This is a genomic window from Halobacillus hunanensis, from assembly GCF_900166655.1.
GTDB lineage: Bacteria > Bacillota > Bacilli > Bacillales > Halobacillaceae > Halobacillus_A > Halobacillus_A hunanensis.
Genome location: NZ_FVZB01000007.1, coordinates 298,951 through 322,887, shown reverse-complemented (window position 1 = coordinate 322,887; position 23,937 = coordinate 298,951). Strand labels below are relative to the sequence as shown.

Sequence of the window (23,937 nt, the reverse complement as noted above, 5' to 3'; positions counted from 1 at the left end):
CTTTCACCTCTTTTACGCATAATGACCGCCGATTTTCTGACTGCGTTCTGGTATAATTCCACCGCTCGTATAGCTGCTGGCTCGCAGCAAAGCTGTCGATCCATAGCGATCACGAATCGTGTCCATCACAGCCCCGAGTGCTTTCTCTTTTGATCGATCTTCAAACAGGCTCAGTTGAACGTCCGTTTCTTCTCCCAAATTGGTAAGAGCTACAGAAGCTCTCCTGATCTTGCTTGAGCCATCGTAAAACCGATTGAATAGGCGCAGGCACATATGGTAAACCTCCATCGTAGAATTTGTCGGCATCTGCACAGATAATGATCGACTGAACCCACCGCCTGTTTCGGTTGAATAGCCGATGCCCAGGTGTACGGTCCTGCCTTCCTTGCCGTCATAACGCGCCCGCCGGCAGGCTTCTTCACACAGATCAAGCAGACAGGCAAAGATCTCCTCCTTTTGATAATCCCTCAGCAAAGTAATCCCGTGTCCATATGATTTTTGTTCCGTTTTAACAAAATTTCCATACACAGGACTGAGGTCAATTCCCCAGGCGTGCCAATATAATTGTTCACCCATGATCCCGTAGTTCTTCTTCAGGTATTTCAACGGATGTTTCGCCAGCTGCCCGAGCGTCACAATGCCCATACGATTCAAGTTTCTTGTCATCCGTGAGCCAATCCCCCATATTTCATGGATGTCGCATGGCCATAACAACTCCTCGACATCCTCATAGCGGCATTCGGCAATTCCATCACTCGCTTTTTTCGCATGAATATCCATAACGACTTTTGCCAAAAACTTATTATCCCCAATGCCGACGACACACTCAATTCCAAACTGTTCCCGAATCCGGGACTGAATCAGCTCAGCAATCTCATAAGGAGAACCATAAAGCGTCCGCAGGCCGTTTACTGTCACCCATAATTCATCTACCGAATATACGTGAATCGCTTCTTTGGGTACAAAATTCTTCATCATCTTTGTAATCTCTACAGATACGGCCAGGTAGTCCCCCATATGAGCGGGAGCAATCACCAGCTCCGGGTCCTCCGGCAATTCAAAGAAGCGGCTCACGTTACTGATTCCATGCTTTTTTTTAAGAGAAGGGGAAGCAGCCAGAACGATGCTGCCGCGCCTGGTTGTATCTCCCACCACGGCCAGTAATGCGGTTTTCGGGTCAAGACCGCGCTTGACACACTCTATACTTGCATAGAAAGATCTCATATCAATGCACAAGACATCATTTCTAGGATAAATTGAATAGTCCATTTTCCCTCACCTTTTGTACGAACGTTTGTTCTTATTATATGCAAAAGGCCTTTAGATGTATACAGGAAAGTTAAACCACCACTAAAAAAAAGAGGAAAAGCCGATGTTACAGCCAATTAGTCAAGATGGTACAAAAGCAGGAGGAGTAGATGATAAAGTCATACGGTGTGGTTCCTTATCATAATCCTCCACCAATCTCTCTCTTCGACAAAATAGATTGCGAAACGTTATAATAAAGAAAATTGATTATGTTCTGGAGGGATCTCTATGATCGTTCGATTGGTATCTGCCTTTATGGTCGCAGCGGTTCTGTTAACGCTCCTTACCCTCTTTGTTCCGCAGTGGCTGAACGGAGCCTGGGTGGTGCTGTGCGGGCTGCTTGTGATCGGATTCGGATATTTGGCCTTTGTATATGTACGCAAGACGATGACGTTATTAAAAAACTCCAAAAAAGACAATCCGAGCTAGTTACGAGGCTGGATCAAAACTGAATGAAGCATAAAATAATCCGAACGATTAGATCAGTTCGGATTATTTGTGCCCAATGAAAGGAGTCTACCATCGCTCCGTCAAAATACTTCGCTTTCCGCGAGCACGGCCTCAGATTCCTCGGAATGCAAAGAACGCTTTCCTGTGGGATCTTTGGCTCGCGCTGTTGCCGCAGGAGTCTTCGTATTTTGACTGCGCTAATGACTGCGATTATATGATTTAATATTTTATCGTTCGTTTTTTGATATCATTGCTTGCCTTATGGTCCCTCTTGTCATGATTTTAATGTAGGAACTTCCACTTCGCTTTTTCAGGCAATGCTTCACCCTGAACTTCTTCCCACGTCTCCAACATAACTTCCTTTCGCATACACCTTTAAGAAGGCGTTCTTCCGCAGTTCCTTACCCGCATAAAAGGTGACTTCTCGTTTTTCACCCTCTGCGTTAAAACCCGCTAATGTGTAATCATATCCACCTGGGCTTTGCGGAGTTCCTGATTCAGTAATTTGTACAAAAATCTCATCTTTAGGGACTAACGGATTCAACCGATCGGTCACTTCATTCGGAAGTGCCATAAATCCTACGATAGCAACAGCCAGCACTACTAACATTCCCATTATTTTCTTCATGTTCTCCTACTCCCCTTTGTGCTAATCCATGAAGGATGCTGTTAATTTTTTTACATAACTAAAACGAACTACTATAAAATAGATCAATTGTAAGATTAGAAATCCAAGAAGCGTGATCACAGACGGCGCGAAAACATTGAAGAAGCCCTCCCTCTCTAAAACCATTAAGGCGAATCCTGTATGAACAGTAGCCATGAGAAAAGGCAGGAAAAATAAAATCCCTAATTGCCAGGTGGCACTTCGCTTCATCTCACATTCAGTTAACCCAATTTTAGATAAGGCTTTATACTTTTCACGTTCCGCTTCTAAATCCGTGAATAAACGGAAATACAGAAAACTTCCCGCTGCTAAGAAGAAAACAATCGCTACAAATAAACCGATAAATAAGCTTAGGCTAGGGAGCTGCACAGTTATAAAATACGTAACGGCCTTAGCAGTAAAGTCAAAATTGATGTTTGAATAGTTACCGAACAACTGACCCTTTAATTGTTGAGTAATCGCCACGCTTTCCTTCCAGTTTTGATAGTTATATCCATACAAAGTAGAAGGCTCGAGGGATGTCCTTAATTCCTGAAACGTTTCCTCATTCACGACCATCGCGCTGGAAATCGATAACACAGAGGACTCGACCTTTTTCACCTCAATCGAACGGGACGTATCCATAAGATCTAAGTTTGCCGGGATATCCTCTTTGCTCAAAACCCCACGGTTATCCTTGTAAAAAATAGCCTGACCAGCCTGAAGTGATTCTTCTTGAACAGCAGGCTGCAATGTTGAGAACTGCTCCTGTGAGAAAATTAATACAGGCGGTGCTGATCCATCTTCTTTTTCATACCGCGCCTCGATCGTCTTGATTTCATCGGTTGTAAAAGCAAAACCATTTTCTTTCAGACTTTTTTCAATCGAATTGATGTGTGCCGCCTCTTCCTCATTATCAGGCAAAGAGAGATATTCGATTTCATATTGGGTACGTTCAGCATGCAGATTTGTTTTATAAACGGTCAAAACTCCTGTTGCCGTAAAAGCTACTGCCGAGACAATGCTGACGATAAAAAATAATCTTGCATTGTCTTTTAAACGATAGGTTAAGTCGGAAACCGATAAGAGATGAAAGCCTTTTAAGTAAAAGCGTTTATTCTTTTTCAAAAGCTTTACTGCCCAAATGCTTAATTGACTAAAAAAGAAATACGAGCCAACCACCGTTGTAATCAAAATGATCACCGCGTTCGGCATGTTGATTTGAGCTGTCAAAGCCATGCCATACCCTGTACACAAGAAGCCTAATGCGATGATAGACAACCATATGGACGGCTTTGGTTCCCGCTTAGGTGCCTTCGCTCCTTTCAACAGAGCAACAGTCTTCTCTGATTTAATAAAGAAAAGAATGAACTGAGAAATGAGGAAAAAGAGCAGCAGGAAAACGGCAGCTGTGAGCCCCATCGCTTTTCCCGGGAAATATAATGATAACGGCTCCATATTAAGGGCATATCCACCTGCTGCAAAGAACAGCTTAGCTAAAATCGTTCCACCGACAATTCCCGAAACGATGGAGGAAAGACCAATCAGCATATTTTCAACCGTTAATAAAATGCGTAACTGCCGTGGTGAAGTCCCTGTTATTGTCAACACACCAAACTCTCTTTTTCGCGTTTGCAAAAAGGCACTAACAGAATAGAGAACAAATAAGATCGAAAAGACAAAAATAATCCATTCAGCTGCGGCCATGCCCTTCTGAGCAATATTGTTCATATACCCCTCTTCTAAAGCTGGATGAAAGATAAACATGGCAAACAGATAAAAGATCATCACAGCAAAGGAACTACTCAAATAAAAAGCCAAATAGGACCGCAAATTTCGGGTAACATTTTTAACCGCGAGTTGATAAAAGTTCATCAGCATTCCCTCCAAGCATCGACAAGACATCGATAATTTGCTGGAAGAATACCTTTCTGTTATCTCCCATATAAATTTCATTGTAGAGTTCACCGTCTTTAATAAATACGACACGGTGGCAGTAGCTGGCGGCTAACGGATCATGCGTCACCATGAACATCGTTGTTTGCTCTCGTCGGTTAATATCCAGCATCGCTTCCAAAACGGCTTTAGAAGATTTTGAGTCCAAATTCCCTGTCGGCTCATCGGCAAGCAGCAAGGCCGGATTATGAATAATTGCCCTCGCAATAGCGGCACGCTGCATTTGTCCTCCTGACACTTCGAATGTTCTCTTCTTCAGGATCTTGTCAATCTCAAGTTTTTTAGCAATTTTGCTCAGTTTTTCTTCCATAACAGAAGGTTTCTCCTTCTCTAACACTAACGGCAGCATAATGTTTTCTTCCAGCGTCAACGTATCGAGCAAGTTAAAATCCTGAAAGACGAATCCCAATTCACGTCTTCTGAACTTAGCCAGCTTTTCTTTTTTTAGTTGATGCGGCTGCTGCCCGTTGATAATCACCTCACCTGACGTTGGGCGGTCAATGGTTGAAATAAGGTTTAGGAATGTTGTCTTACCTGATCCTGATGGTCCCATTACTCCGACAAACTCCCCGGGTTCTACGTCCAGGGTTATATTGGTTAAGGCTTGAAACGGATTTTTTCCGTCATAAATTTTGTTTAGTTGATTCACTTTAAGCACATGTTCCATTGTTGAAACCTCCTTGAATGACTGTGCCTCTATTGTAAAAAGAACTTAAGGTGTTTACGATAGTATATCCTTACATGAACCTTACACTTTTGTAAGAATGTACAAAATACCGGTGCGTCCTGGTAGAGAAGGCTTGGCGATGTTCGACTAAGACCGGCATTATGGGGATGTTTCCGTTGCTTCGGATGGTGTGAGAAAAACGGAAACACTCTAGGTTCACAAGCATCCGGAAGGCTTCGCTTAAAAGAGGCTGGCCATTTCCCCCGCAGGAAAGCGAGTCGTTTCCCAGCCACCTGAGCCCATATATCGTAACGAACCCAAAGTGCATCGAAGCTGAGTCTTCAGGATAAGTAAGCGATTACGGAATAACGGTATGACCTCAAACCCAATGTGAAAAAGAGAACTATGTTTAAAAACAACCACACTTCACAATGGTAGAAGGTAGTTTCTCCCGGCTTCAGCTATATTTTCACACTTAACACCCACGTCCTGTTGCGCCGTGGTGATGAACTAGTCTTGCGAGCTGAATGTAGCCAATTTCAAAAATAACCTTACCCATAGCCAAGTATTGTATAATTACGTTAAACAACAAAAAGCCTCCCTGTAACTACAGCAAGGCCTTAATTCTATAATTCCTTTACACCTCAAAATAAATACAAAAGGACGTTCCTTCATTTACTTTCGTTTCCATCGAAAATTCATGAGTCAACTTATCCAGAATTTCTTTGACGAGATACAGCCCCATCCCGGTCGACTCATGATACTTCCTTCCGTTTACCCCAGTGAAATAAGGTTCGAATACCCTTCTTCGATCCTGATCAGGGATACCGATTCCATAGTCCGTGATCGTTAACTTCACCTGCTCGCTTTGTGCCTCCACCTTAATATCCAGCTTATCCGATTTTTTTGTGGAATACTTGACAGCATTGGCCAGGATTTGCTCGATCACGAACTTGAGCCACTTTTGATCAGAGGTAATCGACAATTCTTCCTGTTCCATGGTGATATTCGGATACACCCCAAACTGAAAAAACAACCGTTTATTTTCTTTAATAAGATTTTGCATAAACGGCTGAATCGCAAAAGACTCAATAAAATAATCTTTTTCAAACAAGGATAACCTTGATGAATAAAGCACGGTTTTCAACCCTTCTTCAAGACGGAAAATCTCTTTTCGAATATCCTGAAACACAGGATCATCGTAATCTTTAATCATCAACTGAATGACAGAAATGGGCGTTTTCATTTGGTGGACCCATTGATTCATAAAGGTAGCTCTCTCTTTTACAACCGCCTCACTCTCAATAATTTTCTTATCGGATGCAGATTTCTCTGCAAGGATTCTCTGCTGCAGTGCTTTTGAGAAAAAACTATTCCCCAAGTTTGGAACTATCCTCGTTCCATCCTCCTCTGATGCGATCCATTTATATAATTTATATTCCTCCATCCAGCGATAGGAAAGATAGCCGAAGATAAACAAAACCTGCATCAAAATCACGTAGAGCGCATGCTCCCAGCCTTGAAACCCTAGAAACCATAAATAGATCCACGTAAACACGCCTTGTGCTATAACGGTTAACCCTAACGCCAAATGACTCCGTAAAAATAGTTTCATATTTATCCATCCCACGTATTTCTTATTCGGTAGCCGGCACCGCGAACCGTTTCAATGGCATTCACAATCCCCATATCTTTAAGCAGCTTACGAAGTCTTGATATGTACACATTGAGTGTGTTCTCATCAACAAACATATCCGTATCCCACATTTTCTCCATCAATCGATCACGGCTCGTGACCTTATCTCCCCGCTCCAATAAAACCTCGATCATCGCTGCTTCCTTTTTGGACAGCTCACAAGTCTGATCGTTAAATTCAAGCTCTAATTTTTCAGGATAATAGGTCAACCCCTCAAATTCAATTAGCTTTTCTTCCTGCTTGAGAGCATACTCGCCCATCGTTCGACGGAGCTGACTTTTCACCTTCGCCGTTACAATTTCAAACGAAAACGGCTTTGTTATATAATCGTCCGCTCCATTTTCAATGGCCATCACCTGGTCCATCGTTCCTTCTCGAGCCGATATGAAAATGATTGGGCACATCGAGTATTTTCTTATTTGCCTGCACCAATAAAACCCATCAAAAGCCGGTAAGTTGATATCAAGCAATACGAGATCAGGACTAATTTCCTGAAATTCTGTTAAGACATCCTGAAAATTATCAACAGCCTTACACTCATATCCATATTTCGATAAATAATCAGTCAACAGGCTCCTTAACTCCTGATTATCTTCTACAACCATAATGCTCGGCATACCGATCTTCCTCTCTAAAAAGAACACCTTACAAAAATGTAAGTTTCCTTTAATATTATTCTCTATTTGTTTATCAAGGATGCTTCTATAATGTGATCAAAGCTTATGAAAAGGAGGCTCTTCATTGAAAAAGACAATGGATATCATGATCACAATTATAATGACGATTCTTGATCCGAAAACGACTGCTAAGGAATTGAATGATAAGTATTAACTCTTTTTAGGGTACAACAATATATAGAGCTTAGCCAAGTTGCAGAAGTCATTCTGTTTTATGGCTCGGCGCAAATTTCATTGAGAAACCACACCTTTTATTGAGATGTTCCTATACAAAATTTTTATAATAGAAAAGCCTGCACCATTCAAAAATGTTGAATGATGCAGACTTGAATTTTGTCTTTTAGGTTTATTAATCTTCTTCCTTATAAAAAATATCCAGATTACCCCAGATATCTTCAAATTTCTCAAGACGCTCCTCTACTTCACTCCTTCTTTCCTTCCCAATCGCCGCCACCAGCGCATTAACTACACTGAAAGGCGCTACAAAAGAATCAATAAATGTCGGGAGCTGGCTTGAAGCTGTCAATGCCACATCCGCATGCGGTATGAGTGGGGATAACAAAGAATCGGTAAGGACGACCGTTGTGGCTCCCTGTTGTTTTGCGTAAGCTGCCATGTTGATCGTGCTTCGTGTATAACGGGAGTAACTAATCGCAAATACCACATCCCCTTTCCCTAGTTCGTATAACTGTTCCGCACTGTTTTCCACCGTCCCAACTCTTTCAGCATTACCTAGCATAATACTGAGATAATATTGAAGAAATACACCGAGTGAAGCGGCACTTCGATTAGCGGAAATATAGATGCTTTTTGCTTCAAGTAATGATTCAACCGCCTGAAAAAAAGCTGTTTTATCTAGTTGTTCCATCGTTAAGCGAATGTTTTCCTGGTCATGATGGAACATATCATAGATTGTCTGCTCTTTCCCTCCCCCCACTTCTGAAGACATCTTCAGTCTTTCTGTCGTGGATAGTTGCTGTTTGACAGCATGCTGCATAGCCTGCTGAAGTTCTGGATAGCCGGAGTATCCTAGAAAAAAAGCAAACCGCACGATCGTTGCCTCACTAACTCCAGCTACCGCCGCGAGTTTAGCTACATTTAAAAATGGAGCGCTGCTAGTATTTTCCAAAACATAGGAAGCTATTTTTTTCTGTGATTTACTCATAAGTGAAATTTTTTCAGCCATAAACTGATAAATATTGTCTTCCATACTTTATCGATTCCTTTACTATGAAATTTCCTAGTTATTGATGAAATATATATTTCATATTTATTATATAAAAGAAATCACCTATTCACAAATCTGATTCGTCGATGTAAAATGAAATATAAATTTCATGTTAAATAAAATAAGCAATATAAATTTCCTAGAAAGGTGGAGTACCTATGCAAATCAAAAACGAAGCGTTAGCGGAATTCCTAAGCAAAACATCAAATTCCAAGGAGTTCTCGGCAAATGCCAAACAGGTGATGCCCGGCGGTGTGACAGCCAATATTAAAGCCTTCGATCCTTATCCAATTATTATGGATCAGGGCGCTGGCGCGTATCTATATGATATTGACGGTAATAAATATGTAGATTATCTCCTCTCCTACGGGGCGCTGATGCTCGGCCACGGCCATCCAGCCGTGACGCATGCTATCCAGTCCCAGATGGAGGATAGTGGGACGTTTTTATTCGGAACCCCGCACCGCCTTGAAATAGAGATGGGACACAAAATCATGCAGCATTACCCGAGTATGGAGAAAATCCGTTACACAAACTCAGGTACAGAAGCGACCCTTTTAGCCATCCGTATGGCCCATGCTTACACAGGCAAGCACAAAATTGCCAAGTTTGAAGGTCACTATCATGGAGGGTATGACCAAGTCCTCTTGAGCGTTAATCCTTCGATAGACAATGCCGGACCCGCTGCGGAGCCATCATCTGTTATTGAATCAAAAGGAATCGACCCGTATCATCAGGAACACACCATCGTGCTGCCATTCAACAACATCGATGCTGCAGCAGAAATTTTACGTAAAAAGAAAGATGACATTGCCGCGGTAATTATGGAGCCCATTCAGAGCGGATTTATTCCAGCTGATCAATCCTTTATGGAGGGACTTCGCAAGATTACCGAAGACCTCGGCATCTTGCTTATTTTTGATGAAGTCAAGACAGGTTTTCGCATTGGACTTGGTGGCGCTCAGGCCGCTTACGAGATCATTCCTGATCTTACTACATTAGGAAAAGTAATCGGAGGCGGCTTTCCGGTGGGGATTGTAGGAGGAAAACAAGATGTGCTCATGACAAGTGCTCCGACTTCCAACTCGGATGTGTTCGACTCCAGCCAAAGTAATGCCTCCCAAGCAAGGGATGTTTTGTTTCATAGCGGCACATACAACGGCCATCCAACGATTCTAGCTGCAGGAATCGCCACCATTAACGTACTCGAACAGGAGATCGACCATGTTCTGGCCACAACCCGCCAGTTGAAAAAAGGAATCAGTGAGCTGTTTGAGAAAAAGGGAATTTCTATGCAGACAATTGGTCTCGGATCTATTTTCAATGTAGTGATCACCGATAAAGAAAAGATACGGAACCATCGAGATTTTCAACAAGCGAATTTTTCGATGAGAAAACAGTTGGATTTTCTTTTGTTAAACGAAGGTATTTATACGAAGCCATTAAATCGCTACAGTTTGTCGACGGTTCACGGGGAAAAGGAGGTTCAGCGTACACTTGCCGCTTATGAACAAGCCCTATCTAAGCTCAGCTGAGGGTAGAACAACCACTGCTACTGCCAAGCAGCCTTAGATTAAGTTAGGGCGTTATGTTTGTGTGTTAAGTCTTTATGACGTCGAGTTAGGGAGGTATCTTTTTGAGACAGGGCGCTATCTCTATGAGACAGGACGTTATCGCATCACGTTAAGGAGCTATCTCAATACATCGATAAAGCGAGGCGAGTTCAGTAGATCCTTTATTGAAAATGGAAATGAATGGATGACCTGAGGTGGGAATTATATGTAAAAAGGCTGTCCTTTAAGTGGTTTACACTTTTAGGACAACCTTATTCCTTCCTATCTTCTTTAAAATGTTTCGTAGCGGACGATTTCATCTCTTGGCACATGGGTCTTTGGCTTTGGCGTTTGGTCCGGATACCCGAGTCCAAGTCCCGCTACAATGCGGCATTCCTCTGGGATCTCGAGAAGTTTCCTTACATGCGTTTCGCGCTCCTCTGATTCTTGCTGATCCTGTGCATGATAGATGGCTCCAAAGGCTGAACCAAGGCCTACTTCAACAGCCTCAAGCCAAATAAACGCACAGGCAAACGAAGCATCCTGCAGCCAATATTTGCTCACTTCCGGTTTCCCCACCACCACAATAGCTGCCTGCGCTTTTTTCATCCAGGACATATAGGGAGTGGTCTCCGCTAACTTATCCAACGTCCCCCGTTCCTTCACTACAATCAAATGTTTTGACGGAAGATTATTACCTGTCGGGGCAAAAACTCCCGCATCCTCCACTTTTCGCAGGATGTCGTCAGGAACCGGTTCATCCTTATAAGAAGTAATTTCTCTTCTTGCCTTGATGGCTTCTAAAACATCCATACTTAACTCTCCCCCAATTTGCAAAGTAAAGTCCTTCCGTTCTATACCCTGTAGCAGCCTATGGCAACTCGTTTAATACGCTCGAAACAACACCTTCCCGTCAATCATTTTCCGCTCCACTTTTCCAAGCCCTTCTAAATAAATCAACCGAGTGAGTGTTGCCATGAAAGGACTTAAAAATAAAATAATATGTAACGTTCCATACATAGCCTGACATACGTCATGGGCTGTGGTCCATTGATCTTGAACCCTATCCAACACTTCTTGAAGCCGTTGATCATGCCTATTCCTGACCTCATCTATCCGCTCAGCTAAATTATTGATCGCCTCCCCATGGCCAGGCAGTGCAACACGAGCATTATACGTCCTGATGCGTTCCAAAGAACCATAGTACTCCTGTAAGACATTACTTTCCTCGCCCAGCCAAAGCCCGATCACAGGGGAAATATGATTTAACAAATGATCGCCAATCATCATCACTTGCTTCTCTTCATTATAAAAACACACGTGATCCCAAGCATGACCTGGCGTCCAAATCGTCTCATAGAGATCGTCGCCCAACTGGATCTGATCGTTTTTCTCAAAAAAACCATCGGGTTCGAAATCGTAAATAAACGAATCATCAGCTACATCCTCGGGAACACCAGGTCCGCCATGACGTGTGACTAAACAATCGATATTGCGTGCGACATTCGTATCACGGTGTTTCTTCATTTCACTGTAACTGATCGTTGATGTATAAACAGGAACCCCTTTCTCCTGCTGAAACCACCTTGCAAGCCCAATATGATCCTGATGAGTATGTGTCAACACAACTTTTTCGATCACTGCTCCTGATTTCAGCAATTCCTCCCAGCCCGCCTTGGCCTCTTCAGAATAGGTGCCTGTATCAATGACGGTGTAACCCCGCACACCTTCGATCAAATAACAATTCACTTCTTGCATCCCTGATGGAAATGTAACCACCAGTTTGTAAATCCCTTCTGTCATCTCTTCCAGCATACAGCTTTCCCCTTTAAACAAACGCGTTCTAGAGTAGAATCTAATTAATTCCTATTACTGGTAACTTTAGCTGTTTGGCACTGCTTCCGTCAATTAATCTGTCTTACAATTCAAAAGTACAAGCACGCACACTCCCGAAAACCTTGGTTTCCGTATGATTCCATACCTCTTAGGAAAATCTAAAGAGCAGGAGGGATTATGATGAACCGAGAATACTTATCCGTTGAGGAATTTAACGAATTGCTCCAGCATTGGAGCGGCAAAACCATTAAAGTGACTAAACAAGAACTCGAAGATCACGACGAAACCTTGATGCAGCTGGATTCAATCTCATATGAAACCAATACGAGACGACTCGATGAGTACGAACCGATGCATGCCCTGCAATTAAATGGAACAGGAACCATTCAAACGGAAACTCCCAATTCCCAGCCGCTCCCGGAATCTTTTTACGAAATACCACTCGAGGACACGAGCTTATACCAATTTGACAATACACGTTTTTCGTTAATCACAGAGCGTGGGACCTATATAATTGAACTGACCGATCAATAGAAAAACGCAAAAATCCCCTCCTGCACCTAGGAATGGGGATTTTTGTTAGTCAAAAAGCTAATCTTTTTTAATAACGGGAATCCAAATTTCACTTGTAAAAGTTGGAGACGTTACATCCATATGCTCGTTCCACAATATTTCCGGACCCTCTGTTTGTTCGTAAGACGAGGACGGAAACCATTCCGAATAAATGCGGCCCCAAATGTTTTGCAGCGTATCAGGGAACGGTCCAACCGCTTCAAACACCGCCCACGTTGAGGCTGGAACTTCAAGCTGGGCGAAGTTTTCCGGGGCCTCCTTTGTCGTGGCAGCACCAATATAATGGTCAAGCTCCCCTTTTTCCTCCATCCTGCCTTCAGAAAAGTTCGTCGACGCCTGAATCAATCCGGCTGGTTCCACATCAGAAAGATCTTTAAGTTTACTAATCTCCTCTTTACTTAACGTTTTCCACATCGCTGTAATCTCCGGATTCTCTCCCTGAAAAATGATCGGAACCCTTTTCTGCCTGCCAACAATTCGAAATGGCTGTTTTTCTTCGATTCGATAATTCATTTCTTCTCCTCCTTGAATGGCTAATTGGAAGGTCATTCGCGAATAAGCTTTAAGAGAATGGCCATTTTTTCTGGCTTCAGATGGGGTAAGGCCATGAATATTGAAAAAAGCTCGGGAAAAAGAATCTGGCGAGTTATAACCGTACTTCATCGCTAGATCAATAACCTTTTCCTGACTGTTTTTAAGCTCGAATGCTGCCAGTGTCAGTCGACGGCGGCGAATATATTCCGATAACGGCACACCGGCTAAAAACGAAAACATTCGCTTAAAATGATACTCCGAACAATATGCCCGTCTTGCCACTTCTTTCAAATCAATCTCGTCTAGAAGATGTTTTTCCATATAATTGATGGCTTCATTCATACTTTTCAGCGAATCCATTAGCTGACCTCCTTCCTTTCCAGAGTAACAAGATTCCGCTGTCGCCTGCCCGACATTTCGTGCTTCGTTATGCAGGATTGAGGGTATAAGAAACACAACACATATTCTTTTGAGATATGATCGTCAACACAAAATCTAATAATCTAGATACTAAGAAGGGAGTGCTCATCATTTTTAAATCGATTGAGGAATTTAATGGCGAAGTCGCGCGAGTCCTTGACGCAATTCAGCAGTATCCTAAGCAAGTCGATCGCTGGCAAGGACACCTAAGTGAAGAATCCTTTTATGATCTCCTTGAACATACGCTCAAAAACCGCCTTGCCTCAGGTTTCGGCTTAAACAAAAGGCCTGATGATTTTCTAGTTGTCTCTTTATCTGAGCCCCATGTCACGCAAGCAGGTTTAAAGTTTCTAAAGCAGAAAATAAAATAGAAATGACACGAGCTGACCTTAGCAGAAAATCGTGTCATTCATAGCTGTACTAATAACTATCTATCTCTCTGGTTCAATAAGGTCGGTATCTTCAGGTATGTAGCCCAACTGCCTGCTCATCGACACCATTTGCCCTTTGTGATGAAATTCATGAGTAGCTGTATGAGTGTAGAGCCAAAGAGGAGTTAACTCTTCTTCCCCCTCTTTCCATGACACAGGACCTGAAATAGTAATGTTCCACTGGCCTTCAAACTCATCCAGAAACTCATAAACAAACCGGTCTACTTTTTCAAAAATTTCTCTCATATCTTCCACATTCCTGGCCAGCTCCGGCGTTACTAATGTTAGACCTTTTTGCAGCCCAAAGTTACCAAGCCAAGATTGATAACATTCCGCAACGTGTACATGCAGGTTTCGAATCGATCCCCAGCCGAATTGATCAAGTTCACACGTATAATTTTCTGCTGTAATCGTTTCACAATATTGAAATAGTTTTTCTCTTGTACACCGAATCCAGTCGTATTGTTCTTTCATATGTTTAATGTGACCTGTTATTTAGCATCATTAAATTACGAGAATTTCCAATGACACCTATAAAACCTGTTACCGCAAACACTATAGGAACAAGCAATAAGTCAGCAGTCGATGTGGTTTCAACCAGTAAGCGATATAAACCAAAAAAACATACAAGAAAAGAGCCTATTACTCCAATTATCGATTTCATTTTTTTGTCCATCTTAATCTCCCCCGCCTGCTTTAATAAAACTTCCTCCGGTCTCACAATAACTGATGCCAACTATATTTTACCATATTTTGGACGCCGATTTCCCATTAAACCTTCATAAAGTTTACAACTTATTCGAATAATAGAAAATACTTTGTTACTGTGATGATAATGAGGTTGACCATAAAGACGGAGGGATCGATTTTGACTAAAGCTATAGATATGATCACAACAGTTGTAGTAGTAGGTATTAGTATTGCTCTCGCTTTTCAAGTAATAACCAGTACATTTTTTATGCCGGATGGTTTCTACATAATAGACTTATTCATTTCGTGATTACGACCTTTTCACCTCTCAAGATTAAAAAAAGTATTCATTCATCATATTTACGCTCCAGAAGATCTAAAATAATGTAACCCATAATTTATATCCTTAAGCAGGTAAATAACGAGGTGGTTACATGATCACATCAGCTTGTTACCCTATATGCCCATACTCTACCCAAATAAATTTCAAGGCCGTGGTTGATACGCTTATCCCATCCAGTATCATGGCATACCAATCTGGTTGGACGTTTCAATATGGCGGTGTGGACTTGTGTACTTGGGAATACCTTATGATGTCTTTTGACAGTCTGCCAACACCACTGGCAAACAAAACCTCCCACCTTCTTGATGTAGCCGCTTTTTTCATATATAAAGAGTACGGCCATTCGTCTTTTTCTCCCTGCGAAGGACTTTTCTCAACGTTATCCAGGAAGGACCGATTCGTCGCCCTGGACTATTTACTAAATCTGCAAATTCCTCCCGGTATGCTTCCAGTTCCTTATAGAAATGATCCCGTCCTCATCCAGATCACCGTCGATTCTATCTATCAATTAACTTATTTTGGGTATTATTCTGAATGGTATGGCTATGGTGAAACCCGCTGTAACCCACCGAGCTTCAGACATCTTTGTACGTATCCAATCAGCTGGTCCTATACGGGATATCCCGGGCCATCTTTTGGCTATCGAGATTTCCGAGGTTACTTATTAAACATGCAAAACTTAAAATCGGAGTGATTTTACATGCAAAAACCGGACGTAATTGTAATCGGAGCAGGCGGCGGAGGAGCGGTTATCGCAAAGGAACTGGGAGAACTGGGGCTGCAAGTGCTTGTGCTGGAAGCGGGGCCATGGTATGGAAACAAAAAATGGCCTCATCCAAACATCGAACCAGGAGGTGTTTCCAGCAGTTGCCCGAATGATCTAGATGTTGTCCTGTTTAAGGAGAATTACAATAAGTTAGAAAATAATATGAATGATCAAATTTCAGGTAAGCTGCGCTGGGGGCCTGCTGATCGAGAACATCCTCCCTGGAACAGATCCTATCACCAAAGGGGATTTGTTTGGCAAAATTCAGGCGTGGGTGGGACGACACAACACTACTTAGCCAATTCTCCCCGTGCCTTTCCAGCTTCTATTGATAGGAGCTGGCCGCTCACTTACAGCGAACTGACCCCTTATTACGAAAAAGTGGAGGCCGAGCTCCCTGTAGAATTCGCCCCCACGACCTCTAAAGAAGAGCTTTTTTATTTTGGTGCAAAAAAAGCCGGCTGGAACCTATTACCTACTCTCGATGTTAAAACTCCTGGATACCGACCTCAGCCTAACGCGATTTTGCCGCCTAATTCACAACTGCTTAATCCATCCTACTCCGAAGAGCAGTTGTCATGGATGGAAGGCTGTACACTTGCGGGGCACTGTATAAACGGCTGTCCGCACGGCCCTTCTGTCGCTAAAATTGCTAAGCGTTCCACAAATGTCAGCTATGTACCTTCAGCTTTACAGACAGGCAATATAGAGGTCCAGCCCAATACATTCTCTTATAAAATCATCACAGAAAACCACCCTGCGGAAGGAGTAAGAGCAATTGGAGTGAAAGCAAGGAACACATGGACAGGAGAACAGGAAGAATTATTTGCCGACTGCATTGTTGCAGCGGCGGGTGCCATCGAAACTCCCCGTTTGTGGCTGAATTCCGCTCTGCCTGTTAACAAATGGGCAGGTCGTGGACTTGTAAATCATCAGATGGATATGGTCACTGGAATTTTTAATGAGAAAGATCTGCTCTCTATCTTAGGAAGTCCTTCGGTAAACCCATATGTCGGCCACACATCTGGTGCCAGGCTTGATTATCCCGGCTTAGGGTCTATCCAAACGATCGGAACCAGCCCAGGATTAATGGCAAGCTTCACCTATGCGTTAGGTAAATCAAGAACGAAAGAGTCAGCACACAATCCCATTCAAAAAGGCCGCGTGAGGGGAGAAGATTTAATAGAGCTCATGGCAGATTATAAATCATCCCTTAATATCTTAATTTGTACGGATGATGAAGTTGACAGGAGAAACGGTGTTTCGGTTTCAGCCGCTGCTTCTGATGAAAACGGCCCCATCCCATCAATACGTTATACGCCAACCACAAACACGCTACGAAAAAAGCAGCAATTAGTAAAAATCGCAGCAGACATTCTTCTCCAGGCCGGAGCAAGAAAAGTGGTCCATTCCGATTGGCCCGACGGCATGATGATCCATATGATGAGCACCATGAGAATGGGGTATGTCGTCGACCAAAACTGTGAGTCATATCAAGTCAGCCGCTTGTTTATAGCAGACAACAGTGTCCTAAATAACGGGCTCGGAAGTGCAAATCCGACCTTAACCACTCAGGTTTTAGCCACCAGGACTGCTAAGCAAATCTATAAAAAATACTTTTGAATCTTATGGACCGTTTTTCAAACATGTAGTGACGTTTTTCCTGCGTGATTCTTAAATAACATGGACTGATTCTGAAATAAACAGATGCTTTTCTTAAATAACGAACTAGGATTCTCAAATAACGAAGCACGATTCTCAAATAACTACTCCGAATTCTTAAATACCTCATTTTTAGCGTCCCACAACCTCCAAAAAAATAGCCAGAACATTATTGCAAAAAGCGCAGTAATGTTCTGGCTATTAATATACCTGTTTAAATAATCCGTACCGAAACCATTCCTTCAATCTCTTCAATGTTACCTGCTAAGTCAGGAAGAATATCTCCATTTACTTCATTATCAATATCAATCATAGTGTATGCATAATCGTCCCGGCTTCGATTCACCATATCTGCAATGTTCAAGTTGTAATTTGATAAAGCAGACGTAATTTGCCCGACCATATTGGGAACGTTGTGATGATAGGCTGTCACACGACGCTTTCCTGTATAAGGTAGTGACGCATTCGGGAAGTTCACTGAATTTTTAATGTTTCCTGTATCCAGAAAGTCCTGTACTTGACGAGCCGCCATAATCGCGCAATTCTCCTCTGATTCCTTCGTAGAAGCACCAAGATGTGGAAGAGGAATAGCATTTTCCATTTCCAGGATCTTTTCATTCGGAAAATCCGTCACATACTTGCCAACCTTGCCACTTTCAAGGGCCGCGGCCATATCCTCTTCATTCACCAAACCACCGCGCGAAAAGTTTAAAATATTTACACCTTGTTTCATCGTGTTAAAGGTTTCTTCATTAAACATGCCGCTCGTATCCTTCGTTAACGGAACATGAACTGTAATGTAATCAGAATAAGCAAACAGCTCCTGCATGGACATGGCGCGCTGTACATTGCGGGAGAGGTTCCAGGCGGTGTTGACCGAAATAAACGGGTCGAACCCAACCACATTCATATCCAGGTCCAGTGCATCATTGGCTACGAGAGACCCAACCGCTCCCAAACCAATCACACCCAAAGTTTTCCCTTTAATTTCTTGCCCGATAAATTGTTTCTTGCCCGTTTCTACAAGACTTGGAATCTCTTCGCCCTTCCCTTTTAACGTCTGGGCCCAGGATACACCGGAGAATAGATTGCGGGATAGCGCCATCAATGAGGTTAGCACAATTTCTTTGACAGCATTTGCGTTTGCCCCTGGTGTGTTAAACACGACGATTCCACGTTCCGTGCAGTCATCAACGGGAATATTATTGACCCCCGCCCCCGCTCTTGCAATCGCCTTTAAATTTTTGTCAAAATCCATCTCATGCATGTTATAACTGCGAGCCACAATTGCATCAGGGCTCTTACTCTCGTTATCTATTGTATAATTCACCTTGTCGAATACATCCAAGCCACGCTGCGCAATGTTATTAAACGTTTTGATCGTGTTCAATTTATCTACTGTTACTGTCCCCATCAGTATCTCCCCTTTTATTTATAATGATCTTCAAATTCTTTCATAAACGTAACCAATGATTGAACTCCTTCAACCGGCATCGCATTATAAAGGCTGGCACGCATGCCGCCTACAGAACGGTGACCTTTTAATGTCTCAAGCCCCCGCACTTTTGCCTCTTTAATAAAAGCAGCATCCAGCTCGGCAGACGTACTCACAAAAGGAATGTTCATGATCGAACGACTGCCTTTCTCTACAGGAGATGAGAACAGATCTGATTTCTCAATAAAATCATAGAGGATCTCAGCTTTATGACGGTTAACCTGCTCTATTTCCTTCAGCCCGCCAGCTTCCTTAATCCATTCAAAAACGAGCTTCGCCATATAAATGCCGAATGTCGGCGGCGTATTATAAAGGGATCCGCTGTCGCTGTGTGTTTGATAATTGAGCATCGCCGGACAGTTTTCCGATGCTTTCCCAATTAAATCTTCACGAATAACCACAACCGTTAATCCGGCAGGTCCGATATTTTTTTGCGCTCCTGCATAAATCAACCCAAATTGAGAGACATCTATATCTTCAGATAAAATATTAGATGACATATCCGCTACAAGTGGTACATCTCCCGTATCTGGAATGTTGTGAAATGCCGTGCCTTCGATGGTGTTATTCGTCGTAATATGAACATAATCAGCTTCTGGATTAATTATACTGCTGTTGACAGCCGGTATATGCGTGAAATTTGCATCCTCTGAAGAAGCGATGACGCGAATGTCCCCATATTTCTCGGCTTCTTTGATCGCCTTCTTCGACCAGGACCCCGTATTGACGTAATCCGCTTTGCCACTTTTGCCCAAAAGATTCATCGGTACCATGGCAAATTGCTGCGAAGCTCCCCCCTGCACAAATAACACTTTGTAATTCTCCGGGATCGTCATCAGCTCTCGCAGCAGCTGCTCTGCACCTGTAATAATCTCTGTAAATAATTCCGAACGATGACTTAACTCCATCACAGACATGCCTGAATCAGCATAATTCACTAACTCTTGCTGCGCCTTCTCTAATACTGGCAGCGGCAGTATAGAAGGACCCGCTGAAAAATTATAAATTCTCTCCATGTTATCCTAACTCCCTTATTCAATTGATTAGAACCACTATGTTTTATGAAAATAAAAAAAAGAGAATGGGGATCCCCAGCCTCTTTAGATGTCAGAATAACAAATAAGTATTTATTATCCTCCTGTCCCTTTGCCTGAGATTGTGAACCCTTCGGCGATGCAACGAATTGCATTCTCTCCAGAAATTGCTCCTGCTATAGTGCGACCCATAACAATCAACGCAAACTCATTATATAGTTATAGACGAATAGCTTTTAAAAACATCGTTCGTTTTTAAAAGTTGGAAAATTTGTATTATTGGATTATAAATTATATTTCACAACTATTCAAGGGGTGAAAAACTAGTATCTTCACTCGTTTTCTTATTGTTAGCGCTTACTTGGTTAATCTTAAGGCATTTTGAATAAACACGAATATTATAAATTAATTTATAATATTTGTTCGTTTTCCTTTCCAGGGAAAATTGTCACAGATTAAAGCCTTTATTGACTCTGTATCCTGGTTTTAACGAATCGAATTTTTGACAGATATAAATTTCAGCAATAGACGTGAGCAGAATTGTAACAAGGCCACTCTCACTAGCTACATAGCTCCAGCCTTCTTTTTTCACATAAAAAACCTCAGTCCATAAATTTCTTTGCTGGTTAATCAACGCATGAAGCAAAATAACAGGCCATAATCTCAAACTTTTGTCTAATCCACCCCATGATCGTTTCGTATAGAGATTGAGGATATTTATTATGTAATTACAAGCTGAATTCAAGCGCCTGCATCTACTGAGACATACAATTAGCCAAGGCTATCTTTTATTACGAAAAAAAGGCCCCTCTACATAAAGAGGAGCCTTACTTATCACTTTATACCTTTTAGACGTTGTAAAGTATTAAGAGTGACTTATAAGTGGACACCACAAAGATCATTTTGAAGAAGTACATGTGGAATAAGAACAGTCTTGCAAAATACTTTGGGAGGGAAGGATCATTGCTTCCAAATTTAAGGAACTATTGGTCTCTGTTATTCGCTTCAGATCGTTTAATAGATGAGTCATCCTTAGTTGTACCCTTCGGATAGTCCTCCCTCAGCCATTTCATAAAGGAAATGACCATAATGATAAATATAAAGATCAGCGGAAAACTCGTAATCACCGAAAGCGTTTGGAGAGCCCCCAGTCCTCCACTATATAGCAACACAAGAGATATAACTGCCAGTATAAAAGCCCAGAAAATCCGGTGCCACCTTGGTGGGTCTTCTTCTGATTTAATTTCCTTTGTAGCAACAAAAGCCAATGTAAAGGCTGATGAATCAAGCGTTGTCGCCAAGAAAACCATCATGAGCATTAAAAATAAAACGAGTACAATATTACCTAATGGCATGGCTTGGACAATGGAAATGATGGCCGTATAGGCATCTTGATTTGCTAAGATTTCAGTAACGGGTACAATGTCATTCAGTTCAAAGTAAAGTCCTGTATTCCCGAAAATCGAAAAGACGATCCAGCACCCGAGACTTCCTGCAATAATCATACCAGAGATAACGCCTCTTATCGTTCGGCCTCTGGAAATCCTGGCTGTAAATAAACCTACAAATGCAGCATAAGCAATCCACCATGCCCAGTAAAAGATGGTCCAAGTTTGAGTAAACTCCCATCCGTTGGTAAAGTCCATATGAAAGCTCATTTTTATAAAGTTCTGAAGTAACAGCCCAACACTATTCGTGAAGGTCGTTAATATAAATACCGTTGCACCAAATAGAAACACAAATGCTCCAAGTATCAGTGCAAGGTACATGTTTACATCCGCTAATAGTTTGATTCCTTTTTTTAGTCCTAGAAAAGCACTTAGCCCGAACAACCCAGTCCAAATGACGATGATAACCGCATCCAATGTAACAGATCTCGGGATGCCCAATAATTCAGAAACTCCCTGAGATATCATCGGAACCTCTAATCCTAACGAAGTGCCGGCTCCGCCAATTAAACCAAATATGAAAAAGATGTCGATTATTTTACCAATCCATCCACTAGCGTATTTACCAATAACACCTTTACAAGCTCCGCTTAAACTTAATGTCGGCTGTTTCCGAACATGATACGCATAAGCAATCGGCAGAACTGGTAAACAGAAGATGGCCCATGCCGTAAACCCCCAGTGAAAGAGTCCATAGGTGGCGGCCCAATGAGCTGCTTCAGCCGTTTTGGGTTCCAAGCCAAAAGGAGGAGCTGTATAGTAGAAAGCCCACTCGATGGCCCCCCAATACATAATGCCGCCTCCGATACCGCCGGTAAACATCATCGCAATCCAACTAGGTGTTGAAAATTCAGGTTCCCCTTCACCAAACTTCACATGCGCATACTTACCAGTGGCTAACCAGATTAAAAAGCCAAAAATGGCAACTGTAAACAGCATGTACAGCCAGCCGAATTTTTCAGTGAGAAACCCTCGTATACCGTTTAATATAGCTAATCCTTGCTCAGGACCTAAAGCTAAAGGAGCAACTAACAAACAAATGACGAAAATCGCACCCCAAAAAATTCTTTTATCAAGTTGTGGTCTATTCATACATACCACCTCCCACTATTCGTTTAATAAGTTTCCAACTTCAAATCTTCGCTGACCATTAACTCTGGTTCAGTCAGGTTTTTTATTTCTTCTATCGTAAATCCTTTTGCTACTTCAACAAGTACAAGACCTTCTGGTGTGATATCTATAACGGCACGATCGGTAATGATCCGGTCAACCACACCGGCTCCCGTCAATGGCAAGCTGCATTCGTTTACAATTTTCGGATCACCGTTTTTATTGACATGGTCCATGATCACAATCACATGTTTAGCCCCATGAACCAGGTCCATCGCTCCACCCATTCCTTTAATCATTTTCCCTGGGATCATCCAGTTGGCCAGATCTCCGTCATTGGATACTTCCATTCCACCTAAAATGGCTACGTCGATATGACCCCCGCGAATCATTCCGAATGAATCCGCGCTATTGAAATATGCAGTTCCTCTTGCTTCAGTGACGGTTTCCTTTCCAGCATTAATCAAATCGGGATCCACTTGATCTTCAGATGGATAGGGACCGATTCCAAGCAAACCGTTCTCCGATTGCAGCATCACCCACTTATCATCTGGAATGTAATTCGCCACAAGGGTCGGCATCCCAATCCCAAGGTTGACGTAATATCCATCCTTAAGTTCTTTTTCCGCTCTTTTAGCGATCTTTTCTCTTATCACTGCTTTGCCCTGTTTCGTCATCATGATTCCTCCCTTCGATGATTATCTTGTTGTTAGGCGTTCAATGCGTTTTTCTTGTTCTCCGACAATCAATTGCTGAACATAAATGCTCGGTGTATGGATCTGCCCTGGATCTAACTCACCCGGTTCAACGAGTTCCTCCACTTCAGCAATCGTTACCTCGCCAGCCGCTGCAGCGATTGGGTTAAAGTTGCGTGCGGTTTTGTTGTAAATTAAATTCCCAATGGTATCGGCTTTTGCGGCTCGCACAAGGCTAAAGTCTGCCGAGATCGCTTTTTCAAGCAAATAGTCTTTTCCATCGAACGACCTGACCTCACGTCCTTCTGCTATCGGCGTTCCGACTCCTGCAGGTGTATAAAACGCCGGAATGCCTGCGCCGCCTGCACGCATTCTCTCAGCAAGAGTTCCTTGAGGGACAAGCTCAATCTCAATTTCACCAGCCATAACTTGGCGTTCAAACTCTTTATTTTCACCTACATAAGAGCCAATCATTTTTTTGATCTGTTTGTTTTTTAGAAGCAGACCAAGCCCCCAATCATCGACACCACAATTATTTGAGATGATCGTTAAATCTTTTACACCTGAATCTTTCAGGGCAAGAATTAAATTTTCCGGGATTCCGACAAGACCGAATCCGCCGACTAGAATGGTCGCCCCATCATGAATGTTTTTTACTGCTTCTTCAAATGAAGACACGATCGGTTTCATATTTACTCACTCCTTGAAAAAAATTAACT

At 42.4% G+C, this 23,937-nt stretch carries 23 protein-coding genes, 1 pseudogene and 1 riboswitch; of the genes and pseudogenes, 7 read left to right on the top strand and 17 right to left on the bottom strand.

Features of this window, described 5'->3' with window-relative positions:
• Window positions 1-12 precede the first annotated feature (12 nt).
• Window positions 13-1,269 carry a DNA polymerase IV gene (locus B5354_RS14230; RefSeq protein ID WP_079529474.1) on the bottom strand — a complete coding sequence of 419 codons (1,257 nt, stop codon included), beginning with the start codon at window positions 1,267-1,269 and terminating at the stop codon, window positions 13-15.
• Between the two features lie 267 nt (window positions 1,270-1,536).
• Between B5354_RS14230 and B5354_RS14225 the strand changes: the two genes are divergently transcribed.
• Window positions 1,537-1,737 (top strand): hypothetical protein, encoded by a 201-nt coding sequence (locus B5354_RS14225; protein WP_079529473.1) that lies wholly within the window; start codon window positions 1,537-1,539, stop codon window positions 1,735-1,737.
• A gap of 303 nt (window positions 1,738-2,040) precedes the next feature.
• On the opposite strand, the pseudogene B5354_RS14220 reads toward B5354_RS14225, so the two are convergent.
• The 6 genes and pseudogenes from B5354_RS14220 to B5354_RS14195 all read right to left on the bottom strand — a co-directional run bounded on the left by B5354_RS14220 (window position 2,041) and on the right by B5354_RS14195 (window position 8,610).
• A pseudogene (locus B5354_RS14220) lies at window positions 2,041-2,386 on the bottom strand (YxeA family protein).
• Between the two features lie 21 nt (window positions 2,387-2,407).
• A complete protein-coding gene (locus B5354_RS14215) occupies window positions 2,408-4,279 on the bottom strand; it encodes an ABC transporter permease (protein ID WP_079529472.1) in 1,872 nt (623 codons plus the stop codon).
• Entirely contained in the window at window positions 4,254-5,027 is a 774-nt protein-coding gene (locus B5354_RS14210; protein WP_079529471.1) for an ABC transporter ATP-binding protein, read from the bottom strand. The genes B5354_RS14215 and B5354_RS14210 overlap by 26 nt, the downstream gene beginning before the upstream one ends.
• A 637-nt stretch (window positions 5,028-5,664) precedes the next feature.
• Entirely contained in the window at window positions 5,665-6,642 is a 978-nt protein-coding gene (locus tag B5354_RS14205) for a sensor histidine kinase (protein ID WP_079529470.1), read from the bottom strand.
• 2 nt (window positions 6,643-6,644) lie between these two features.
• Window positions 6,645-7,340, bottom strand: coding sequence for a response regulator transcription factor (locus B5354_RS14200; protein WP_079529469.1), 696 nt, complete (start codon window positions 7,338-7,340; stop codon window positions 6,645-6,647).
• A gap of 409 nt (window positions 7,341-7,749) precedes the next feature.
• Window positions 7,750-8,610 (bottom strand): MurR/RpiR family transcriptional regulator, encoded by an 861-nt coding sequence (locus B5354_RS14195; protein WP_079529468.1) that lies wholly within the window; start codon window positions 8,608-8,610, stop codon window positions 7,750-7,752.
• A gap of 176 nt (window positions 8,611-8,786) precedes the next feature.
• Here B5354_RS14195 and B5354_RS14190 point away from each other — a divergent pair, with 176 nt between their 5' ends.
• A complete protein-coding gene (locus B5354_RS14190; protein WP_079529467.1) occupies window positions 8,787-10,163 on the top strand; it encodes an aspartate aminotransferase family protein in 1,377 nt (458 codons plus the stop codon).
• A gap of 309 nt (window positions 10,164-10,472) precedes the next feature.
• On the opposite strand, the gene B5354_RS14185 is transcribed toward B5354_RS14190, so the two are convergent.
• Both B5354_RS14185 and B5354_RS14180 read right to left on the bottom strand, forming a co-directional pair.
• A complete protein-coding gene (locus B5354_RS14185) occupies window positions 10,473-10,994 on the bottom strand; it encodes a nitroreductase family protein (RefSeq protein ID WP_079529466.1) in 522 nt (173 codons plus the stop codon).
• A 72-nt stretch (window positions 10,995-11,066) separates the two neighbouring features.
• Entirely contained in the window at window positions 11,067-11,996 is a 930-nt protein-coding gene (locus B5354_RS14180; protein ID WP_079529465.1) for an MBL fold metallo-hydrolase, read from the bottom strand.
• A gap of 201 nt (window positions 11,997-12,197) precedes the next feature.
• Here B5354_RS14180 and ymzB point away from each other — a divergent pair, with 201 nt between their 5' ends.
• Window positions 12,198-12,551 carry a protein YmzB gene (gene ymzB, locus B5354_RS14175; protein ID WP_079529464.1) on the top strand — a complete coding sequence of 118 codons (354 nt, stop codon included), beginning with the start codon at window positions 12,198-12,200 and terminating at the stop codon, window positions 12,549-12,551.
• Between the two features lie 57 nt (window positions 12,552-12,608).
• Here ymzB and B5354_RS14170 read toward each other — a convergent pair whose 3' ends face one another.
• Window positions 12,609-13,484, bottom strand: coding sequence for an AraC family transcriptional regulator (locus B5354_RS14170; protein WP_079529463.1), 876 nt, complete (start codon window positions 13,482-13,484; stop codon window positions 12,609-12,611).
• A 116-nt stretch (window positions 13,485-13,600) separates the two neighbouring features.
• Between B5354_RS14170 and B5354_RS14165 the strand changes: the two genes are divergently transcribed.
• Window positions 13,601-13,915 (top strand): hypothetical protein, encoded by a 315-nt coding sequence (locus B5354_RS14165; protein ID WP_079529462.1) that lies wholly within the window; start codon window positions 13,601-13,603, stop codon window positions 13,913-13,915.
• Between the two features lie 60 nt (window positions 13,916-13,975).
• Here the strand turns inward: B5354_RS14165 and B5354_RS14160 are convergent, their stop codons facing one another.
• On the bottom strand, window positions 13,976-14,449 hold the full coding sequence (locus tag B5354_RS14160; protein ID WP_079529461.1) for a DinB family protein: 474 nt from the start codon (window positions 14,447-14,449) through the stop codon (window positions 13,976-13,978).
• A gap of 4 nt (window positions 14,450-14,453) precedes the next feature.
• Window positions 14,454-14,651, bottom strand: a complete 198-nt coding sequence (locus B5354_RS14155; RefSeq protein ID WP_079529460.1) for a hypothetical protein — start codon at window positions 14,649-14,651, stop codon at window positions 14,454-14,456.
• A 192-nt stretch (window positions 14,652-14,843) separates the two neighbouring features.
• On the opposite strand from B5354_RS14155, the gene B5354_RS20925 reads away from it, so the two are divergent.
• The 3 genes from B5354_RS20925 to B5354_RS14145 all read left to right on the top strand — a co-directional run bounded on the left by B5354_RS20925 (window position 14,844) and on the right by B5354_RS14145 (window position 17,397).
• Window positions 14,844-14,975, top strand: coding sequence for a hypothetical protein (locus B5354_RS20925; RefSeq protein ID WP_281252744.1), 132 nt, complete (start codon window positions 14,844-14,846; stop codon window positions 14,973-14,975).
• Between the two features lie 124 nt (window positions 14,976-15,099).
• Window positions 15,100-15,702: a hypothetical protein gene (locus B5354_RS20300; protein ID WP_139377144.1), complete on the top strand. Its 603-nt coding sequence runs from the start codon at window positions 15,100-15,102 to the stop codon at window positions 15,700-15,702.
• A 6-nt stretch (window positions 15,703-15,708) separates the two neighbouring features.
• Complete coding sequence (locus tag B5354_RS14145; protein ID WP_079529458.1) at window positions 15,709-17,397, top strand: GMC family oxidoreductase N-terminal domain-containing protein; 1,689 nt, start codon at window positions 15,709-15,711, stop codon at window positions 17,395-17,397.
• 253 nt (window positions 17,398-17,650) lie between these two features.
• Here the strand turns inward: B5354_RS14145 and B5354_RS14140 are convergent, their stop codons facing one another.
• The 5 genes from B5354_RS14140 to B5354_RS14115 all read right to left on the bottom strand — a co-directional run bounded on the left by B5354_RS14140 (window position 17,651) and on the right by B5354_RS14115 (window position 23,908).
• The gene (locus B5354_RS14140) at window positions 17,651-18,850 is read right to left on the bottom strand and encodes a phosphoglycerate dehydrogenase (RefSeq protein ID WP_079529457.1); all 1,200 of its coding nucleotides are present in this window, start codon (window positions 18,848-18,850) and stop codon (window positions 17,651-17,653) included.
• Between the two features lie 14 nt (window positions 18,851-18,864).
• The gene (serC, locus tag B5354_RS14135) at window positions 18,865-19,947 is read right to left on the bottom strand and encodes a 3-phosphoserine/phosphohydroxythreonine transaminase (RefSeq protein ID WP_079529456.1); all 1,083 of its coding nucleotides are present in this window, start codon (window positions 19,945-19,947) and stop codon (window positions 18,865-18,867) included.
• 112 nt (window positions 19,948-20,059) lie between these two features.
• Window positions 20,060-20,139: riboswitch (glycine riboswitch) on the bottom strand.
• A gap of 809 nt (window positions 20,140-20,948) precedes the next feature.
• Window positions 20,949-22,505, bottom strand: coding sequence for a BCCT family transporter (locus B5354_RS14125; protein WP_079529454.1), 1,557 nt, complete (start codon window positions 22,503-22,505; stop codon window positions 20,949-20,951).
• 23 nt (window positions 22,506-22,528) lie between these two features.
• The gene (locus tag B5354_RS14120; protein WP_425432133.1) at window positions 22,529-23,203 is read right to left on the bottom strand and encodes a CoA transferase subunit B; all 675 of its coding nucleotides are present in this window, start codon (window positions 23,201-23,203) and stop codon (window positions 22,529-22,531) included.
• 18 nt (window positions 23,204-23,221) lie between these two features.
• Window positions 23,222-23,908, bottom strand: a complete 687-nt coding sequence (locus B5354_RS14115) for a CoA transferase subunit A (RefSeq protein ID WP_079529452.1) — start codon at window positions 23,906-23,908, stop codon at window positions 23,222-23,224.
• Window positions 23,909-23,937: the final 29 nt, after the last annotated feature.

Bases quoted from the DNA above. Each gene is read 5' to 3' on its own strand.
- B5354_RS14195 (WP_079529468.1), bottom strand. From the start codon at position 8,610: ATGGAAGACAATATTTATCAGTTTATGGCTGAAAAAATTTCACTTATG.
- B5354_RS14155 (WP_079529460.1), bottom strand. From the start codon at position 14,651: ATGGACAAAAAAATGAAATCGATAATTGGAGTAATAGGCTCTTTTCTT.
- B5354_RS14205 (WP_079529470.1), bottom strand. From the start codon at position 6,642: ATGAAACTATTTTTACGGAGTCATTTGGCGTTAGGGTTAACCGTTATA.
- B5354_RS14125 (WP_079529454.1), bottom strand. From the start codon at position 22,505: ATGAATAGACCACAACTTGATAAAAGAATTTTTTGGGGTGCGATTTTC.
- B5354_RS14185 (WP_079529466.1), bottom strand. From the start codon at position 10,994: ATGGATGTTTTAGAAGCCATCAAGGCAAGAAGAGAAATTACTTCTTAT.
- B5354_RS14210 (WP_079529471.1), bottom strand. From the start codon at position 5,027: ATGGAACATGTGCTTAAAGTGAATCAACTAAACAAAATTTATGACGGA.
- B5354_RS14160 (WP_079529461.1), bottom strand. From the start codon at position 14,449: ATGAAAGAACAATACGACTGGATTCGGTGTACAAGAGAAAAACTATTT.
- B5354_RS14215 (WP_079529472.1), bottom strand. From the start codon at position 4,279: ATGAACTTTTATCAACTCGCGGTTAAAAATGTTACCCGAAATTTGCGG.
- B5354_RS14190 (WP_079529467.1), top strand. From the start codon at position 8,787: ATGCAAATCAAAAACGAAGCGTTAGCGGAATTCCTAAGCAAAACATCA.
- B5354_RS20300 (WP_139377144.1), top strand. From the start codon at position 15,100: ATGATCACATCAGCTTGTTACCCTATATGCCCATACTCTACCCAAATA.
- B5354_RS14180 (WP_079529465.1), bottom strand. From the start codon at position 11,996: ATGCTGGAAGAGATGACAGAAGGGATTTACAAACTGGTGGTTACATTT.
- ymzB (WP_079529464.1), top strand. From the start codon at position 12,198: ATGAACCGAGAATACTTATCCGTTGAGGAATTTAACGAATTGCTCCAG.
- B5354_RS14145 (WP_079529458.1), top strand. From the start codon at position 15,709: ATGCAAAAACCGGACGTAATTGTAATCGGAGCAGGCGGCGGAGGAGCG.
- B5354_RS14170 (WP_079529463.1), bottom strand. From the start codon at position 13,484: ATGGATTCGCTGAAAAGTATGAATGAAGCCATCAATTATATGGAAAAA.
- B5354_RS14120 (WP_425432133.1), bottom strand. From the start codon at position 23,203: ATGATGACGAAACAGGGCAAAGCAGTGATAAGAGAAAAGATCGCTAAA.
- B5354_RS14165 (WP_079529462.1), top strand. From the start codon at position 13,601: ATGATCGTCAACACAAAATCTAATAATCTAGATACTAAGAAGGGAGTG.
- B5354_RS14200 (WP_079529469.1), bottom strand. From the start codon at position 7,340: ATGCCGAGCATTATGGTTGTAGAAGATAATCAGGAGTTAAGGAGCCTG.
- B5354_RS14140 (WP_079529457.1), bottom strand. From the start codon at position 18,850: ATGGGGACAGTAACAGTAGATAAATTGAACACGATCAAAACGTTTAAT.
- serC (WP_079529456.1), bottom strand. From the start codon at position 19,947: ATGGAGAGAATTTATAATTTTTCAGCGGGTCCTTCTATACTGCCGCTG.
- B5354_RS14230 (WP_079529474.1), bottom strand. From the start codon at position 1,269: ATGGACTATTCAATTTATCCTAGAAATGATGTCTTGTGCATTGATATG.
- B5354_RS14115 (WP_079529452.1), bottom strand. From the start codon at position 23,908: ATGAAACCGATCGTGTCTTCATTTGAAGAAGCAGTAAAAAACATTCAT.
- B5354_RS14225 (WP_079529473.1), top strand. From the start codon at position 1,537: ATGATCGTTCGATTGGTATCTGCCTTTATGGTCGCAGCGGTTCTGTTA.